The 17,880-nt window shown below is 44.1% G+C and carries 16 protein-coding genes and 1 pseudogene; 10 read left to right on the top strand and 7 right to left on the bottom strand.

Annotation, left to right across the window (positions count from 1 at the left end; genetic code table 11):
- Window positions 1–153: 153 nt before the first annotated feature.
- Window positions 154–909, bottom strand: coding sequence for a UTRA domain-containing protein (locus tag ACT3QR_RS11460; RefSeq protein WP_444521458.1), 756 nt, complete (start codon window positions 907–909; stop codon window positions 154–156).
- Between the two features lie 315 nt (window positions 910–1,224).
- Between ACT3QR_RS11460 and hutU the strand changes: the two genes are divergently transcribed.
- The 5 genes from hutU (at window position 1,225) to hutI (ending at window position 8,522) form a co-directional block, all read left to right on the top strand.
- The gene (gene hutU, locus ACT3QR_RS11455; protein ID WP_444521457.1) at window positions 1,225–2,943 is read left to right on the top strand and encodes a urocanate hydratase; all 1,719 of its coding nucleotides are present in this window, start codon (window positions 1,225–1,227) and stop codon (window positions 2,941–2,943) included.
- A gap of 70 nt (window positions 2,944–3,013) precedes the next feature.
- Entirely contained in the window at window positions 3,014–4,378 is a 1,365-nt protein-coding gene (locus tag ACT3QR_RS11450; protein WP_444521456.1) for a YjiH family protein, read from the top strand.
- A 111-nt stretch (window positions 4,379–4,489) separates the two neighbouring features.
- The gene (gene hutH / locus ACT3QR_RS11445; protein ID WP_444521455.1) at window positions 4,490–6,052 is read left to right on the top strand and encodes a histidine ammonia-lyase; all 1,563 of its coding nucleotides are present in this window, start codon (window positions 4,490–4,492) and stop codon (window positions 6,050–6,052) included.
- Window positions 6,053–6,075: 23 nt separating this feature from the next.
- On the top strand, window positions 6,076–7,134 hold the full coding sequence (hutG, locus tag ACT3QR_RS11440; RefSeq protein WP_444521454.1) for a formimidoylglutamase: 1,059 nt from the start codon (window positions 6,076–6,078) through the stop codon (window positions 7,132–7,134).
- A gap of 47 nt (window positions 7,135–7,181) precedes the next feature.
- A complete protein-coding gene (gene hutI, locus ACT3QR_RS11435; protein WP_444521453.1) occupies window positions 7,182–8,522 on the top strand; it encodes an imidazolonepropionase in 1,341 nt (446 codons plus the stop codon).
- A gap of 87 nt (window positions 8,523–8,609) precedes the next feature.
- On the opposite strand, the gene ACT3QR_RS11430 is transcribed toward hutI, so the two are convergent.
- Complete coding sequence (locus ACT3QR_RS11430; protein WP_444521452.1) at window positions 8,610–9,191, bottom strand: PepSY domain-containing protein; 582 nt, start codon at window positions 9,189–9,191, stop codon at window positions 8,610–8,612.
- A 311-nt stretch (window positions 9,192–9,502) separates the two neighbouring features.
- A complete protein-coding gene (gene gdhA, locus ACT3QR_RS11425; protein ID WP_444521451.1) occupies window positions 9,503–10,849 on the bottom strand; it encodes an NADP-specific glutamate dehydrogenase in 1,347 nt (448 codons plus the stop codon).
- 632 nt (window positions 10,850–11,481) lie between these two features.
- Between gdhA and ACT3QR_RS11420 the strand changes: the two genes are divergently transcribed.
- From ACT3QR_RS11420 to ACT3QR_RS11400, 5 genes are all read left to right on the top strand, one after another.
- Complete coding sequence (locus ACT3QR_RS11420; protein ID WP_010201036.1) at window positions 11,482–11,844, top strand: roadblock/LC7 domain-containing protein; 363 nt, start codon at window positions 11,482–11,484, stop codon at window positions 11,842–11,844.
- Window positions 11,845–11,956: 112 nt separating this feature from the next.
- Window positions 11,957–12,451 carry a PAS domain-containing protein gene (locus ACT3QR_RS11415; RefSeq protein ID WP_444521450.1) on the top strand — a complete coding sequence of 165 codons (495 nt, stop codon included), beginning with the start codon at window positions 11,957–11,959 and terminating at the stop codon, window positions 12,449–12,451.
- 3 nt (window positions 12,452–12,454) lie between these two features.
- On the top strand, window positions 12,455–13,204 hold the full coding sequence (locus ACT3QR_RS11410) for a PhnD/SsuA/transferrin family substrate-binding protein (RefSeq protein ID WP_444521449.1): 750 nt from the start codon (window positions 12,455–12,457) through the stop codon (window positions 13,202–13,204).
- A gap of 124 nt (window positions 13,205–13,328) precedes the next feature.
- Window positions 13,329–13,958, top strand: coding sequence for a hypothetical protein (locus ACT3QR_RS11405; RefSeq protein WP_444521448.1), 630 nt, complete (start codon window positions 13,329–13,331; stop codon window positions 13,956–13,958).
- 63 nt (window positions 13,959–14,021) lie between these two features.
- Window positions 14,022–14,636, top strand: a complete 615-nt coding sequence (locus ACT3QR_RS11400) for a hypothetical protein (protein ID WP_444521447.1) — start codon at window positions 14,022–14,024, stop codon at window positions 14,634–14,636.
- 180 nt (window positions 14,637–14,816) lie between these two features.
- Here the strand turns inward: ACT3QR_RS11400 and ACT3QR_RS11395 are convergent, their stop codons facing one another.
- The 4 genes and pseudogenes from ACT3QR_RS11395 to ACT3QR_RS11380 form a co-directional block, all read right to left on the bottom strand.
- A complete protein-coding gene (locus ACT3QR_RS11395; protein ID WP_444521446.1) occupies window positions 14,817–15,383 on the bottom strand; it encodes a GNAT family N-acetyltransferase in 567 nt (188 codons plus the stop codon).
- A 72-nt stretch (window positions 15,384–15,455) separates the two neighbouring features.
- A complete protein-coding gene (locus tag ACT3QR_RS11390; RefSeq protein ID WP_444521445.1) occupies window positions 15,456–16,178 on the bottom strand; it encodes a nucleotidyltransferase family protein in 723 nt (240 codons plus the stop codon).
- Window positions 16,175–17,512: an XdhC family protein gene (locus ACT3QR_RS11385; protein ID WP_444521444.1), complete on the bottom strand. Its 1,338-nt coding sequence runs from the start codon at window positions 17,510–17,512 to the stop codon at window positions 16,175–16,177. The genes ACT3QR_RS11390 and ACT3QR_RS11385 overlap by 4 nt, the downstream gene beginning before the upstream one ends.
- A 107-nt stretch (window positions 17,513–17,619) precedes the next feature.
- Window positions 17,620–17,880 (bottom strand): annotated as a pseudogene (locus ACT3QR_RS11380) (xanthine dehydrogenase family protein molybdopterin-binding subunit); the annotation flags it as partial.

Below are 17,880 nucleotides of genomic sequence, written 5' to 3'. Positions count from 1 at the left end.
ATTATAGCTACTCTAGTAAATAGCCACTTCAATAAACAGCTACTTCGGCAAACAGTCATTTAGATAAATAGCAGCTTATGAATATAGTAACTTACTTTGAGCATGACAACGTACAAAATTATTGAGCAAGCACTTGACCACAACTAACTATAGTTATAGCTCGCCTGAAAACTGATAACGATCACCAGCATGCCACATTTTTACAAAGGTAACGACCTGACCTGCTGAGTAAGTTTGCCGGCGCAACACAAGCGTTGGTGACTGCGGCGCAATTTGCAAAAATTCAGCGATATCATCAGGAGCTGCTAATGCTCGAATAGTGTAGCTACCGCTCTCTAGAGGGCTTTTGGCAATTAAGTAATCACTGGTATTGACCACACTAAAATCTTGATCGATAAACTGTGGCACTTTTTTTGCATCGACCCAGCGTTCCTCAAATTGTATGGGCTGACCATCGGCAAAGTGAATGATTTTTACTTCATATAGTACAGGTGTATCGCTAGCGTTCGTATGAGTACTTGTATTAAAAAGTGCGGTTGTTTCATCGATGCCAAATTTGCGACGCAACTCATTATCAAGCATATCAGCGGTAATGGCACGCTTACTCACGACCTTTGCTTCATAGTCACGATTGGCAGATTTTAAGTCTTCAGCAATATTGCGCACTTCTACAAATGTATGATTAAACTGCTGCTGCGCGACAAACGTCCCCGATCCCTGCCGGCGCTCTAGCACCCTCTCCTCGCTCAACTCTTTTAACGCGCGATTGACCGTCATTCGAGACACACCAAACTCTTCAGCCAGTGCCATCTCTGTCGAAATCGCGTTCCCTGCTTGCCACTTACCAGAATGAATGTTGTCTAGTATGGCATTTTTGATGCGTTGATACGCTGGAATCGTCTTTGTCATATCCGCCTTTAACTGTAAGTTGTACTAATCACAATGGCCACATGATATCACGAGACTAGAGTACAAGCCTTAGTCAAAATGTCTAAGCGTTTAGTCTTAACCGAGTTAATCACAAAAATAATGTGGCTATCCATAAAAAAAACCTTGCATGAAAAAAGCATCTTTGATAATTTGTATATACAACTTTACGGCAGTACTAGAAAATCTGTTCTATTAATTCGATATTTATATGAATTCACGTAGAAAACTAGCCTGACTGTAAAACACTTACTCTGATTACTTTATCGCCCTATTCGCTATCACAAGGATATGATCATGACTACTGAACATGGAACCAACACAGAAACTAAGCTGACTCGCCGTGATGAGAGTCGCGAAATCGCCGCGCCCACTGGCAGCACGCTACATTGCAAAAGCTGGCTGACAGAAGCGCCGTATCGCATGCTACAAAATAACTTGCATCCTGATGTGGCCGAGAACCCAAAAAGCCTAGTCGTCTACGGTGGTATCGGACGCGCAGCCCGTAACTGGGAAAGCTATGACCAAATCTTAGAATCACTAAAAAAGTTAGAAGATGATGAAACGCTGCTAGTGCAATCTGGTAAACCAGTCGGCGTATTTCAAACACATGAGAATGCACCGCGTGTCTTAATTGCCAACTCAAACCTTGTGCCACGCTGGGCAACATGGGAGCACTTTAACGAGCTGGATCGTAAAGATCTATTTATGTACGGTCAGATGACTGCGGGTAGTTGGATTTATATCGGTACACAAGGCATCGTCCAAGGTACATATGAGACATTTGTGGAAGCTGGTCGTCAACATTATGACGGTAGCTGGGCGGGTCGTTGGATTTTGACTGCGGGTCTTGGTGGCATGGGCGGCGCGCAGCCACTAGCTGCGACTTTTGCTGGCGCAACTTCGTTAAATATCGAGTGCCAACAGTCTAGTATCGACTTCCGCTTGCGTACTGGTTATGTCGACAAGCAAGCCGATGACCTTGACCACGCTTATGAGTTAATCAAGCAACATACCGATGCGGGTGAAGCTGTCTCTATCGCCCTACTTGGTAACGCTGCAGATATCTTGCCCGAAATGGTCAAGCGCGCTAATGCTGGTGGTATGAAGCCTGACTTGGTCACCGATCAGACCTCAGCGCATGACTTAATTAATGGTTACTTGCCAGCTGGCTGGACAGTAGAAGAATGGAAAACTGCCCAAGAAGATCCAACGCAGCATGCAACATTGACTAAAGCAGCGGCCCAGTCCTGTGCCGCACATGTACAAGCAATTTTGGACTTGCAAGCGATGAATATTCCAGCAACCGATTACGGTAATAATATCCGTCAGGTTGCGTTCGATGAAGGGGTCAAAGATGCCTTTAACTTCCCAGGCTTTGTCCCTGCTTATATTCGTCCACTATTTTGCCAAGGCAAAGGTCCATTCCGCTGGGTAGCGCTATCAGGCGATCCAGAAGATATCTATAAGACCGATCAAAAAATCAAAGAGCTATTCCCTGAAAACAAACATGTCCATCGCTGGTTAGATATGGCAAAAGAGCGAATTCAGTTCCAAGGCTTGCCTGCTCGTATCTGCTGGTTAGGACTTGGTGAACGTGATAAAGCAGGTTTGGCATTCAATGAAATGGTCAAAAACGGTGAGTTAAAAGGCCCGATTGTCATTGGTCGTGATCATTTAGACACAGGCTCTGTTGCCAGCCCAAACCGCGAGACAGAGAGCATGAAAGATGGCTCAGATGCGGTATCTGATTGGGCACTATTGAACGGCATGCTGAACGTGGCAGGCGGCGCAACTTGGGTATCACTACATCATGGCGGCGGCGTTGGCATGGGTTACTCGCAGCATTCAGGTATGGTCATTGTTGCAGATGGTACGGACGCTGCAGCCAAACGCTTGTCACGTGTATTAGTTAATGATTGCGGCTCAGGCGTCATGCGCCATGCTGATGCAGGTTATGAATTAGCGATTAAAACAGCGAAAGACTATGGTTTAAACCTGCCAATGATCAAATAGTTTGTCTCTTGTCCTTATACGCTGTAACTAGGTATAAGGGCATTATCGGCGTTTTATCAAGGAGGATAATATGATTGAGCAAAATACAGCACCTGATCTACACGATGAAAATGCCATGCCATCGTCAAACAAACTGCTATCACCTACTATTGCTCTCGTACGGCTTATCGTATTCAGTGCCATCGGTTTGGTAATGTTTTTTGTGCCATTTACCATTGGTGAGAAAAGCACGATTTTGTTCGATCATGGCGCGACCTATCTGGTTACGCAGCAGCATACCCTATCTGTGACATTATTATTTTTACTCATGCTCTATGGCGTGAGTAAGCCATTTATCGATGGCTCATGGCGTAAAAACATCACTCACATGATTATGACTGCCTTCAAAGCCATTGGTCTGATATTGGCAGTAATGTATGTGGCTGACATGGCACCTGCCTTTATGATGGAAAAGGACATGCTGCCATTTTTATTTGAAAAATTGGCTCTACCAGTCGGTATGATTGTACCGCTTGGGGCATTAATATTGGCATTCTTGGTTGGTTTTGGTTTATTAGAAATGGTTGGTGTGCTCATGCAGCCAATCATGAAACCTATTTGGAAAACCCCAGGTTCATCAGCGATTGATGCCGTGGCCTCCTTTGTTGGTAGCTACTCTATTGGTTTGCTCATTACCAATCGTGTGTATTTGCAAAAGCAATATTCAGCGCGTGAAGCCATTATCATTGCGACTGGGTTTTCGACTGTATCAGCGGCGTTTATGGTGATTGTTGCCAAAACGCTTGGCCTGATGGATTTCTGGAATGTGTTCTTTTGGTCTACGCTAGTGATTACTTTTATTGTTACTGCAATTACTGCTCGTATTCCGCCTATTAGCCTCTTTGATGATCATGTCGAACGCCCCGCTTTAGACCATAAACGTGGCACACGATTGGCTGCAGCGTTTGATTTGGGTTTATCCACTTCCCGCCATGCAACCGACCTCAAACAAATATTGTGGTCTAACTTTCGCGACGGTCTAACGATGGCAGCCGCTATCGTGCCCTCCATCATTGCTGTTGGCTTGACAGGCTTGCTATTAGCAAAATATACGCCTGTCTTTGACGCATTAGGCTTGCTTCTTTATCCATTCACATCGCTCGGCGGCTTACCAGAACCGCTAGTTGCAGCTAAAGGGATGTCAGCAGGATTGGCTGAAATGTTCCTGCCAGCATTATTACTGAGCAATGCTGACATATTAACGCGCTATGTGGCAGGGGTAATCTCCATCAGCAGTGTCCTGTTTTTTTCTGCCATGATTCCATGCGTGCTTGCTACCGAAATCCCTATCTCTGTTGGCAAAATGGTCATCATTTGGTTTGAGCGCGTGGTACTCAGTATTTTGTTGGCTGCGGCTTTTGGTCATTTAGCGATATATTTCAATTGGATTGGCTAAAAAATTCGAACCTGACAATCCTATCACGATCGCTAAAAACACTTAAAAAACGCCATTTTAGTAAAGATATGAATTAAAAATAATATAACTTATAACATTAGGATTACCCCTATGAACAACATCAAACCGTTAACCCTACACCCTCGCCAGCTCAGCTTTGCGATGCTGCGTGATATTTATAATCAGCCTGTCATATTGACACTGCCTGAGAGCGCTTATGAAGCGATAGATGCCTCGCACGAAGATGTACGAACCATCATTGCACGAGACAAAAGCGCTTATGGTATCAATACTGGTTTTGGCCTATTGGCAAAAACGCGTATCAGTGATGACCAACTTGAGCTACTTCAGCGCAATCTGATCATTTCTCACTCAGTAGGCACTGGTGAAGCACTACCAGACGGCGTGGTTCGATTGATTATGGTCATGAAAGTTGCTAGCTTGGCTCAAGGTGTCTCTGGCGTACGTCGCGAAGTGGTAGACGGCTTACTTGGGCTAATCAATAATCAAATCACCCCACATATCCCAGCCAAAGGATCTGTTGGCGCATCTGGTGACTTAGCGCCATTGTCGCACATGACGCTAGCGATGATGGGCGAAGGCCATGTCTATGTCGACGGTAAAAAAATACCTGCTGCTGACGCCCTAGCGCAGCATGGACTTGAGCCAATCACATTGGCAGCTAAAGAAGGCCTTGCACTTATTAATGGTACGCAAGTCTCAACCGCGCTCGCATTACGTGGTTATTTCTTAGCGCGTGATTTACTCGAAACCGCGACCATCGTTGGTTCATTATCAATTGATGCGGCAAAAGGATCAGACTCCCCATTTGATGCGCGTATTCATGAAGTGCGTGGCCATCATGGTCAAATCGAAATCGCCAAAGCACACCGTCAGCTAATCAAAGGCAGTGCCATTCGTGCCTCACACGACGGCGAGCAAGACGACAGGGTTCAAGATCCTTACTGCTTACGCTGTCAGCCGCAGGTCATGGGTGCCTGTCTTGATATCATCAACCAAGCAGGAAAAACTTTACTCATCGAATCCAACGCAGTGACTGACAACCCGCTTATCTTCAATAACGAAGACGGCCCAGTTGCCATATCAGGTGGTAACTTCCATGCTGAGCCAGTTGCCTTTGCTGCTGATATCTTGGCTCTGGCAATCGCCGAGATTGGTTCTATGTCTGAACGCCGTGTGGCCTTGCTTATCGATGCGACGCTATCGGGTGGATTACCGCCGTTCCTAGTGGATAACGCTGGGGTAAACTCAGGCTTTATGATTGCCCATGTGACCGCCGCCGCACTGGCCTCAGAAAACAAATCTATCGCCCATCCAGGTAGTGTCGATAGTATCCCAACTTCCGCTAACCAAGAAGACCACGTGTCTATGGCAACCTATAGCGCCCGTCGTCTACATGAGATGGCACAAAATACCGCGACCATCGTTGGTATTGAGCTATTGGCTGCTAGCCAAGGCATCGACTTCCATCGCGGATTAGATACCTCAGAGCCGTTGACTATCGCCCACCAAAAACTACGTGAGCAAGTGACTTTTTATGATAAAGATCGCTATCTAGCACCTGATATTGAAGCAGCCAAGCAGTTGGTATTAGACGGTACGCTTGCAGAACATTGGCAGTCACTACGCAGTGACTGGTATGAGTCTAAATAAAGATTGATTGACGGAGAGCAGCGATGACGACAGCGATAACCACAGCAACGACTACCACACGCATTAGCCACACAGCTGCTGATATGACTCAGTGGACAGGTCGTGCAGAGCCATTTGAGACTGTGCGCGCCCGCTATTGGTATCAGCTTGCTCAGCCCTATGAGAAACAACATATTGGGCTAATCGGCTTTGCTTGCGATCAAGGCGTCAGACGCAATCAAGGCCGCGTGGGTGCTAGACACGCCCCGCCATTAATTCGTCGAGCGTTTGCCACGCTGCCAGTCATCGCTGACTTGCAACAACGTTTTGATGGTCAAGTATTAACCTTATTGGGTGACGCTGGTGACATTCATTGTCACGACGATGATGATTTTGCCAACAGCACTCTTGAGCAGGCACAGGTTAAATATGCTGATGAAGTCAGCACTATCATTAAGCAAGGCGGCTTACCCATCGGCATTGGTGGTGGACATGCCATTGCTTATGGTAGCTTTTTGGGGTTATGGCAAGCCCTAGAACATACAAGCAAAGCGAATATCAGCACAAACACAGTGCCTACTATCGGAATTATTAATTTTGATGCTCATCTTGATATTCGTCAGTCGGATGTTGCCACTTCTGGGACACCGTTTCGCCAAATTGCCGAACATCTTGATACGTATGAACAGCCTTTTCATTACTGCTGCATAGGCGTGAGTCGGTTTTCCAACACAGCGGCGCTGTTTGATCGCGCTGAGCAATTGGGCGTACAAGTCATTAGCGATGAGGACTGTTATTATAAGCCTTGGGACGAACTTGCTGAACAGGTAAAAAGATTTATCGATCAGGTTGATGTGGTTTATCTGACCATTGATATGGATTGCTTGCCATCTAGTGTCGTTCCGGGGGTCAGCGCACCTGCCGCTTACGGCATTGAGATTGGGTTCGTTGAGCGCATGGTAAAAACTATCATGGCCACAGGTAAAGTAAAAATGTCTGACATTGCCGAGATTAATCCTACTTTTGACGTTGATGGTCGTAGCTGCAAGGTTGCTGCTCGACTGCTAGCCACTATTGTGGAGCAGCACTTGCTTGTCGCTTAGATTTTACCCACAACGATCACTGACTTTACAATAATCAGGAGCATATTATGCATCCATCAAAAAACTCTGCATTGAAAAATACTACAGAACAGACACTAGATGAGTCTACTATAACGTCTTTTGATCACATTATTATTAATGCCAATATCGCGACTTTTTCAGAGCAATATGGTTTCGATATTTATGCCAATAATCACGCTAATAGCATTCCATACGGTCAGCTACTTAACGCGGCTGTCGGTATCAGAAACAGTAAGATTGCTTGGATCGGTACACAGGATCAGGTCACTGCTCATTTGCCTAAATATCAAGATAGCCAAATCACAGATGTAGATGGTAAATGGATAACCCCAGGACTGATCGACTGCCATACGCATATTGTCTACGGTGGTAACCGTAGCAATGAATTTGAAGCGCGTCTGCAAGGCGCTAGCTATCAGGATATTGCAGCACAAGGTGGCGGTATTGTTGCGACAGTCGATGCTACACGCTCCGCTAGTATTGAATCGCTATTTGCACAGAGTGAGAAACGCTTAGTCGCGCTCATAAAAGAAGGTGTCACCAGTATCGAAATCAAGTCTGGTTATGGTTTGGACTTAGACACTGAACGCAAAATGCTCACAGTTGCCCGCCAGCTGGGAGAAAAATACGACATTCATGTGAACACCACTTATCTGGCTGCACATGCACTACCTCCCGAGTACAAGTCTCACGAGCAGGATCGCTCGGACGACTATATCGAGCAAGTCTGCGAGTGGCTGCCTATTTTGCATTCAGAAGGTTTGGTCGATGCGGTCGATGGTTTTTGTGAAAATATTGCCTTTAGTAGCGAGCAAATCAGACGAGTTTTTGAAGTGGCTCGCTCATTAGATCTACCAGTCAAACTACACTCTGAGCAATTATCCGATATAGGTGGTAGTGCTTTAGTTGCTGAATATAACGGACTATCAAGCGACCATCTGGAGCATTTATCAGAAGAAGATATCAAAAAAATGGCCACTAGTAATACCGTTGCCGTCATACTGCCAGGGGCGTTTTATACGCTACGTGATACTAAACTGCCTCCCATTGAGGCGCTACGTAAACACCAAGTACCCATGGCGCTTTCTACCGATTGTAATCCTGGCACTTCACCCCTCACCTCGCTTTTATTAACGATGAACATGGGCTGCACACTATTTTATTTGACCACTGAAGAGGTTTTAGCTGGGGTTACGGTTCATGCAGCCCAAGCACTGGGACTACTTAATAAAGGTAAAATAGAAGTCGGCTGTGATGCTGATTTAGTACTATGGGATATCGCTCGTCCTGCCGACTTGGCTTATCAGATGGGGCTAAACCCTATCCAAGGCGTTATGGTACAAGGCACATGGCGCAAGACAGTGTAATCTTCCCACCTTGACTTATTACTAAAAAAGCCACTAGCTGACATGTTCAGCTGGTGGCTTTTCGTTTGGTTTATCTAGAGATCTTTACTAGCTCTTATACTTGTTGGCAAACGTCTCGCCTGTATTGGCATCCACATTAATACCGACGATCTCATTGCCTTTTAATAAGTCAACTTTATAATACAGAGGATGACCATCATAGTCGCGATCTGCTTCAAATTCGACATCTAATATCATACCGCCTACGTCTTTTTCAGCGATACCTATCGCGCTCATCACATTTACTTTTGCACGGCTCTGTACGTTATAGTCGCTAATATCACCACGATCTAATTGCTCAGTATCCGTACTAACAACTGCTCCCGTAATAGCATCAACGATTACTTCGTAGCTATCGCTAGCCGTACTAAACTCTATTTCATATACGCCGTTTTCTGTGTCATCGTCGTCCTCATCATAATCGACACCGATGAGCATACCTGATGCATTTTCGGTTGCAATCGTAATCGCTTGCTTTAGACCAACCTTGTTATCTTTTGCTGATGTGACTTCGGTAGATAGGTTTGTTTGAGCGGCTATCACAGTCGTGCTCATAGTACCCACTGTCAGCGCAACGATCAAACTCGCACCTAAAGTGTTCAACTTCATATTTTTAGACAGTTTTTCCATTGTCTTATCTCCTGCATTTGTGACTTACTTTATTCACCAAGTTGTTACGTTTAATCCATTAGTAGACTTTGGCTTCGTTATTCGCAGATATATGTTAGCTAGGTTTTCTACTCACTGTAGAATGAAAAAGTATCAAAGTGTAGTTACTTTGTTTGAGTACCCAATCTAGGTGCATTGCCGATAAAAATATTTATTTCCGATTAGCAATGGCTATTGTTTCGACAAATGTTTCGACAAAAAAATGCTGCGTGTGCCTAAAGAAAGCAAACGCAGTATCGACTATTTCAATAACTAGATGGTTGTAAGGAATGCTAGTTTAAAATACCAAATGCGACCAACGCGTCAGCCACACGTTTAAAACCAACCATATTGGCACCAGCCATATAATCAACATAACCGTTGTCAGTTTGACCATACTCTGCTGAAGCGTTTGCAGCACTATCATGGATATCTTTCATGATACCTTTTAAGCGCTCATCAACTTGCTCAAAGGTTTGATATTGACGGACAGAATTTTGAGACATTTCAAGCGCCGATACCGATACCCCGCCAGCATTGGCCGCTTTACCAGGTGCATAATGAACGCGGTTCAGACGAATATAGTCAATCGCTTCTGCAGTAAGCGGCATATTAGCGCCTTCGACCACATATTTGATACCATTTTCAACTAATAGCTTAGCGTCTGCTTCATCAACTTCGTTTTGAGTAGCACATGGAATCGCAATATCTGCCTCAAACTGCCAAGGTTTTTGTTTGGCAAACCACTCACCACCGTAGATGTCGACATACTCTGCTAGTGGTTTATGCTGTTGTTTTTGTTTTTTTAGCCAAGTTATTTTTTCTTGATCAAAACCTTTTTCATCATGCAAGACCCCTTGTGAGTCAGAGACAGTTATTGCCATACCACCAAGAGCATTTACCTTTTCGGCGGCATGCAATGAAACATTACCTGCTCCTGATATCAGCACTTTTTTACCTTTAATAACGTCATTTTGGGCGATGAGCATATTTTCTAAGAAATAGACCGCACCGTAGCCAGTCGCTTCTGTACGCATCAAGCTACCACCAAAGCCCACGCCTTTTCCTGTGATAACACCTGTAGATTCACGCGTTAAGTTCTTATACATCGCAAACATATAGCTGACTTCTCGACCGCCGACGCCGATGTCACCAGCAGGCACATCCATATCCTTGCTAACATAATGATGTAGCTCACGCATGAAAGCGTAGCAAAAACGACGAATCTCGCTATCTGTTTTACCTTTAGGGTCAAAGTCTGACCCACCTTTGCCGCCACCAATAGGCAAACCAGTTAGGGCGTTTTTAAATATTTGCTCAAAACCTAAGAACTTCAATACAGACTGATTGACAGTAGGATGAAATCTAAGACCTCCCTTATAAGGCCCTAAAGCATTGCAGAACTGCACACGCCAGCCACGATTCACTTGTACCGTGCCCTGATCATCTTCCCAATTAATCCGAAAACCAAATACCCGATCGGGCTCTACCAAACGCTCAAACACCTTTAATGTACTATACTCAGGATGCGCATCGTATAAAGGCTGAATGGTAACCGCCACCTCTTTTACTGCTTGAATAAATTCTGGCTGATGGGCGTAACGTGCTTCGACTTTTTGGATGGCTTCACTGATGCTCATATGTCTCTTCCTTAGAATAAAAGTGGTGGTAGTAATTATTGATAGTAACTATTTACATCGACGCCATAACGTATGCGAGTAGATAAGAGGACTATAAACGTTGATGTAAAACTGAAAACGCCCCTATACAAGATATGCATAGAGACTAATGGGATTAGAGTAGCTGACTAAATTTGTCTTTTTATAGCGGATTTAGAGGTGACAACATTTTTTATCTCATAAATATATATCATCTTTAATGCTTATAAGTCTAGTAAATATCTTCGTCATAAGCATCTATAAGCAATTTTTGTTGGCTAAATTTTAGCAGTTCCGTTTAATAGCAAAGGCGGACATTAATTGATAGTTACAAAAAAGTTTTTATTCGAAAATACAAAGTACTTTGATAAATTTCTAACCGTTCATCAACCAAACATTATAAAAAAACGGTTACCTGCCTTAAAAAATACGGTTAAGAGGTGGTTATTTGATGATAAAAGGCAAAAAAGTCCGAAAAATTCACTTTTAATTGAGTAAGTATATATCAATATTATTGGTAAGGAATTATAATACCTTTCTTAAAACAAGGGTATTTTTGACTAACTTTGTTAGCTCATCAATAAAAAACCACACACCAGTACAGAGAAAGCGATATGCGTACAGATTCATTTCAGCAGATATTGGAAGACTTAAACAGTTCATCAGCAGATGTAGAAGCATCTGCCCTAATCTCTAACGATGGTCTTATGATTGCTTCAGCTCTACCAACCGGCGTGGATGAAGATCGCGTGGGTGCTATGTCAGCCGCATTACTGTCATTGGGCGACCGTGCAGGCCGCGAGTTGGCACGCGGTAGTATCGATCGCATTATGATTCAAGGCGAAAAAGGCTATGTCATTATGACCTCATCAGGCGATGAAGCCGTACTTACCATCATGGCAAAACCCAATGCCAAACTTGGCTTGATATTTCTAGATATTAAGCGCGCCTCAGAAGCGTTGGCAAAGCTCATTTGATTAGCGGTTAACGAGTGAATTTAGGCTTTTTGATAAGTACTATATCTATTTGCTTGTTAATCCTTATGAATATTAATCATTATAAATATAACGACCAACGAAGGAGATGACCATGGGTTCTCCAATCCCTGATGCACACAAGCCCGATATGCCTGCTGAGCAAATCACGATGACCTATCATGATGGCACCTCACGAACTGTCTATGATACTGGTATAGAACGTCCCTACCCAGATGGTAAACTGATTGTCTCGCGCACTGATTTAGACGGCATACTGACACATGCCAATGATGCTTTTGTCGAAATTAGTGGCTACACGATTGATGAGTTAATTGGTCAACAGCATTATATTTTGCGTCATCCTGATATGCCAAAGGCCGCCTATAAAGACTTATGGAGTACTGCCGAATCTGGACAAAAATGGCATGGCTATGTCAAGAACTTATGCAAGGACGGCAGTCATTATTGGGTCTATGCCACTGTAGTACCTAACGTGCGTCACGGCAAAACCGTTGGCTACACATCAGTACGCCGCAAACCATCACGCAGTAAGATTGAAGCAGCGATGACTCAATATGCTCAAATGAAACAAGATGAGGAAGGCTAAGTCATGACGACACACAATATGTTAATCGCCCCTGATTTTTCGCCTGACCGCTTTGCAGGCTGGCATATGTTCAATACCTTGATCCAAAAACGTGCCAATCTGAACATGCATCTCAATATTCCTGCCTCTCATGCTGAGCAAGAGCAGGTCATTGGTGCCGGTGACATTCAAATCATTTACGCCAACCCTTTTGATGCAGCCACTCTCATCCGAGAGCAAGGCTATCGAGCCATTGCCCGTCCTATCGGCAAATCTGATGAGATGGTCATTGCAGCAGCGGCCAACAGTGCTATTGACCGTCTAGAAAACGTTCAAACAGGGGCTACTGTCGTGATGGCTGACAACCGAGATGTCAAACTGATTGGTCTGCGTTTGCTAGAGGCCGTCGATATAGAAGCGTCTGATCTTAGCTGGGATGTGACCGAGACCTATCAAGCAGCTGCTCGCAAAGTCATCAAAGGTGAGGCTCAAGTTGCGTTTTTCTTAGCAGAGATTTTTCATAGCTTTTCACGCCTGACCAAAACTCAGCTATCAGTACTGATCGAAAGTGACTTGGCTGATATCAGTCACGTGCTCCTTATCAAAGAAGATTTTCCTGATGCAAAAATATTCTCAGAGGCCATCCTCAATTTGCATAACGATGATGATGGTAAAGAAGCATTGGCTGAGCTTGGTATGCCTCAGGGGTTTGAGCCGATGAGCGAAGAAGATGCCGAATTTATGATTGATCTGATGCAGACGTTATTGGACTAGTCGCTTCACGCTTATATTGATATCAAGCGCTATTTCTCTGGACTAAATTATCGTTTGTTATACGACGTCATTATCACTACAGCAAGCACCGTCGTAATAGTAACGATGACAGGAGGGTATTATTATGTCTGATTCAGACCTGATCAAAGAAAATGAAAGAGTCGCGCACCGAGTATTTCGGTTTTACTCACGTAAAGTGTTTTTGGCTCCCAATAACCGTCATTTTCATGAGCAGCGCATTAACGCCGCGTTGCTATTGACGGAAAAAGAACCTCTACAAGGTGCGGTGGCAGACTTTTTTTATGGTTGCTGGTTTGATATTCCATATGATGTAAACAACTTATTTACTCGTATCAAAGATCGTTTGTATCCTCATGTCCAGCAAGGCTTTCGTGATTGTATTGATAAAAAAAGATACATCCAGCGCAATAGTATGTTGGCCACTCGTTGGAGTGTGCTGATATCCCCTTCTCTCAATGAGCAAAAACAACGGCTACGTATCAGTAGTGACGATGCCCGAGAAATTGCTAAAGATATTACCACCGAGCTGATGCAAGCGCGTGATGACGAAGACTGGGGCACGATTGAACAAATCGAAAATGAATTTTTTGCCCATTGTACTTCGCGTAATGATCGTCTCGCCTTTTCGCTGGTATGGTTCCGCTTGGGTAAAAGTGATTGGCAGTTCGATGCGCGTTGGGATGACTGCCAACAACACCTTGACCAAACCACCAAACCTTCTGCTGAACTATAAATTTCCATTTGTTTATAAATTTCATCGCACTTTCATTACTTTTTGATCACTACGGTAGCCGCTATGTCCTCTTACTTAAACGCTGAAAAAACCTATCTTACCCTGACGCCAGCTGGTATTTTTGAGGCGTTTTCACAGAACGAGCCGACTGATGAGCAGCTGGCATTACAGGATCTGCTGTCTTATGATCAGACACTGCTCGCTGCTGACTGGCTTCAGCGTTATTCTGAACAATGGTTACAAAGCTTTATAGAACAAGGCTGGATTGAAAAACTGTCGCTGCTTTTACCAGCACCCAACTTGCCATTAGACCAATTTTTGCCTTACGTTGTGGCAAGCTTGTCTGGTAAACGTCGAGCCGCGATTGGCTCTGATGAGGGGTTTTGTTTGGCGCGAGTCGGCTATAGCCAAGAAGAAGCCGACATGCTTAGTGTCGCCGCTGCTGATTTCTCAGGGTTTATGCTTCGCCAAAAACAACGTGGTTGGGCGGTAGAAAGCCAAGCAATCTCGTTTTTTCAACAGGTTGACCTACTCATTCCTGAGACCAGCTTTGTGTTTCTATGGATAGATAATGCAGGCTACGTCCTCATCATCGATGGCGAACCCTTGACCAACAGTCGCGCCTTTGTAGAGCTGGTATGGGCACTCAAAACGTCTGGGCTCAAGTTTCTTAATTAACGAAGGGCGTTCTCACGTCTTAATATTGGTCAAGACAAATAAAGTTCTGAGCAATTTGTCGTAGGTTCCCTATATACCTTGTTATTACTAATAATAGTTGAATTCAAATAATTTCGATACAAGAAAACCGAGTGCAAGTTATACATAAGTATACTTAGCGAGGGTGACGATGTAGCGGATTTATATGGATTTGACTATACCTTGCCATTGCTGCCGAGTAATCTTATATAGCACATGATTAGCAAGCGGATGAGTGGGTTTGAGCGCAGGATGGTAGAAGTTATCTTGCGTGTCAGTCATACCAATACGCTGCATAATCAGTTGCGAGCGCTTATTAACGACTGCTGTAAATGAAACCACTTCTTCAAGCCCTAGCTCAGTAAAAGCAAAATCCAAAGACGCACGGGCGGCTTCGGTAGCATACCCTTGACCCCAATAGTCACTGTGCAATCGCCAAGCAATTTCAACTGCAGGGGCAAACGACATCTCTGCATGTGTCTCATTCAAGCCTACAAATCCGATAAAGTTTCCATTATTTTTTGGATGGTCTTTTAGGCTAATTGCCCAAAGTCCCCAGCCTTTATCTTGAATTAGCTGCTGGCACTTATTGGCGATTATATCGCTTACTTTTGGGGTCAGTAGATTAGGAAAGTATTTCATTACTTCAGGGTTAGCATTCATCTCAGCGAATGGCGCAAAGTCGCTCGCTTGCCACTGTCTAAGAAACAGACGTTCGGTTTCTATCATATTTATAATTTTATTCTCTCGCATTTCGTTATTAAAAATGAATACTGTTCAAAATAAATTAAGCTAATCAGGCTAGCTGTCAAGCCAACCCTGCCTTCTAGCAAATGCTAGCTGCTCAGGCGTATCAATATCATAGCTAAGCTGGTCATTATCGACCCTACCTATTTGTTCGACAGGCAACTCTCTGATGAGGTGACGAAGCCCTTTATCCCCTGTTAGTTCTACCTTCCATTGCTTAAGCAATTTATAGTTAATTGCTAAAGGTAAACCTATGATATCAGATACCGTGTCATCTCGACTTTGATGTTTTTCTAAGCATTGCCAATTGTGATAGCGACTGGCCACTACCGTCTGCTTGCCCTCTAGCAAAGCTGTTAGATGTGGCTTATCTAATAATACTTGATCGACTCCCATGATAAGCATTCGATCGATTGAAGTCGACTCAAAAGCAGCAACTGTTTCAATACCCAAACTCAAGCTATGCGCCATACCAGTATCAGCTCGTGAGTTCATCACTATTTGAACCGTTGGGTGTTGACTGGCTAACCCTGCAATAGTACTAGCAATCAAACGATAACTATCGGGAATGACAACGACAATAACTTTCGGATGGGTAGCTATTGCCAGTCGAGTCATAAAAGTGATTAACGGCTCACCACTCTTAACAAGTAGCTGCTTGGTTTGACCGAGACGCTGACTAAGGCCACTTGCTAAGATAATGACTGCATGATTTTGGCTCTGCTGTTCAGCACTTTCTGTATGTTCAATAGTTTTTGTAAACGTACTCTTGCTCATACGACACTCTGAACAATATCAGCATCTGTACCGCTACTCACCGCTGAAATGTTTGGAAAGTTGTTATGCAAGCCACTTACTGGAGCGTTTTGATTGTGCATGACTGCATTTATCTCTGCCATGATACCAAGCGCAAGTGCCTCAGGGCCATCTCCACCCAGCTTATAACCAATCGGATAATGCAACTTATGAATGCCAGCATCCAAAATAGTAGAACTGCTAAGGTTCATGCTGATTTCATTAATCAAGCGTTTGGTACGATAGCGTGGCCCTAACTGTCCTAAGTACTTATAATTGTCTGGATGCTTGAGCAGTATCGCTAGGCGAGCACGATCTTGACTCAAGCTGTGTGACATCAGCGCAACTGCTGCGTTGTTACTCAGCTTAAGCAAAGTCTCACTGTCTTCTAAGGATAGCGACATCACAGCATCTGCTTGAGGAAATCGCATACGCGTCGCATATTGCGCGCGACTGTCTACGACCGTCACATGCCAATCTTGCAATTTAGCCATGGTCACCAGTGGCATTACATCATTACCTGCGCCACAAATTAATAAACGTACTTGTGGTTGCAGGCGTTGCACGATCCACTCTGTTATTAACTCACCGCTTTCCACTGTTATGTATTTGGCATTTTTATCAGATAGATTGTATTGTGCCAATTCCTCTGCGGTATCGTAGAGTGTACTTGAAGGATTTATTTCCTCTTGTTCTGAAATATCTCCTATACTACGGTATTCATCTAAATTAATCCGCATACCGATTTGCACATCATCACTGCTTCGCGATACAACATCTTGATGCAGATAGTCTTTAGCACGAATTAAGGTCGCCACAGTGATCGACTGCTGAGTACGTCGAACGTTCTGGATTAACTCTAACAATGGCTCAGCCGTTGCTAGTCGCTCAAATAATACATGCACTCGTCCATTACAACCCAACCCAAAATTTAGCTCACCGAAGTCTGCGTCATCTAAATCATTGCCTAAACCATCATCTAAATCGCTATCTATCTCATCACGTATATCAGACTTAGTTTCGTTAGCGCCTGTTTGCGCTTGACCATCGTCAGCATATTCAATGTCATCACCCGTTTGATAGACTTGTACATTGGCACCATTACGAGTGAGCCAAAAGGCACGTTTGATAATATGCGGCTCCAAGCAACCACCACTAATCATCCCAACTGAGCGACCATCCTCACAGATGAGCATCATCGCACCAGCACGGCGATACGCTGAACCCTCGGTACGTACGACCGTTGCCAATACAGCATCAATACCTTGCTGCTGAGCTTTGCTTGCCAGCCTAAGAATGTCAGCGACCTGATTCATAACACCTCTTATTTGGTAATTACTTTCTTGATAATGACAGTACTTCTGATTAAGTTATAAAAACCCGCTCATTAAGCGGGTTCTTGTCGTACATATGGCTCAAAAAATTACTCTGGCATTTCGTAAAGCAGCTTATCAAGCGTAATCGGAAAATCATAAACACGTACGCCAACGGCATTGTATATAGCATTAGCAATCGCAGCAGCTGCACCAGCGATGGCAGTCTCACCAATACCTTTGATATGCATTGGGTTGGTATAAGGATCATCCTCTTCGACCAATATCACATCTAACTGCGGTACATCTGCATTGACTGGTACGTGGTACTCGGCAAGGTCATGGTTACACAGACGACCGTCACGTTTGTC

The sequence above is a fragment of the Psychrobacter sp. AOP7-B1-25 genome (assembly GCF_052376195.1).
GTDB lineage: Bacteria > Pseudomonadota > Gammaproteobacteria > Pseudomonadales > Moraxellaceae > Psychrobacter.
The sequence above is the reverse complement of the archived record's forward strand: the minus strand, read 5'-3'. Positions and strand labels throughout refer to the sequence as shown.

Bases quoted from the DNA above. Each gene is read 5' to 3' on its own strand.
- ACT3QR_RS11460 (WP_444521458.1), bottom strand. From the start codon at position 909: ATGACAAAGACGATTCCAGCGTATCAACGCATCAAAAATGCCATACTA.
- hutU (WP_444521457.1), top strand. From the start codon at position 1,225: ATGACTACTGAACATGGAACCAACACAGAAACTAAGCTGACTCGCCGT.
- ACT3QR_RS11450 (WP_444521456.1), top strand. From the start codon at position 3,014: ATGATTGAGCAAAATACAGCACCTGATCTACACGATGAAAATGCCATG.
- hutH (WP_444521455.1), top strand. From the start codon at position 4,490: ATGAACAACATCAAACCGTTAACCCTACACCCTCGCCAGCTCAGCTTT.
- hutG (WP_444521454.1), top strand. From the start codon at position 6,076: ATGACGACAGCGATAACCACAGCAACGACTACCACACGCATTAGCCAC.
- hutI (WP_444521453.1), top strand. From the start codon at position 7,182: ATGCATCCATCAAAAAACTCTGCATTGAAAAATACTACAGAACAGACA.
- ACT3QR_RS11430 (WP_444521452.1), bottom strand. From the start codon at position 9,191: ATGGAAAAACTGTCTAAAAATATGAAGTTGAACACTTTAGGTGCGAGT.
- gdhA (WP_444521451.1), bottom strand. From the start codon at position 10,849: ATGAGCATCAGTGAAGCCATCCAAAAAGTCGAAGCACGTTACGCCCAT.
- ACT3QR_RS11420 (WP_010201036.1), top strand. From the start codon at position 11,482: ATGCGTACAGATTCATTTCAGCAGATATTGGAAGACTTAAACAGTTCA.
- ACT3QR_RS11415 (WP_444521450.1), top strand. From the start codon at position 11,957: ATGGGTTCTCCAATCCCTGATGCACACAAGCCCGATATGCCTGCTGAG.
- ACT3QR_RS11410 (WP_444521449.1), top strand. From the start codon at position 12,455: ATGACGACACACAATATGTTAATCGCCCCTGATTTTTCGCCTGACCGC.
- ACT3QR_RS11405 (WP_444521448.1), top strand. From the start codon at position 13,329: ATGTCTGATTCAGACCTGATCAAAGAAAATGAAAGAGTCGCGCACCGA.
- ACT3QR_RS11400 (WP_444521447.1), top strand. From the start codon at position 14,022: ATGTCCTCTTACTTAAACGCTGAAAAAACCTATCTTACCCTGACGCCA.
- ACT3QR_RS11395 (WP_444521446.1), bottom strand. From the start codon at position 15,383: ATGATAGAAACCGAACGTCTGTTTCTTAGACAGTGGCAAGCGAGCGAC.
- ACT3QR_RS11390 (WP_444521445.1), bottom strand. From the start codon at position 16,178: ATGAGCAAGAGTACGTTTACAAAAACTATTGAACATACAGAAAGTGCT.
- ACT3QR_RS11385 (WP_444521444.1), bottom strand. From the start codon at position 17,512: ATGAATCAGGTCGCTGACATTCTTAGGCTGGCAAGCAAAGCTCAGCAG.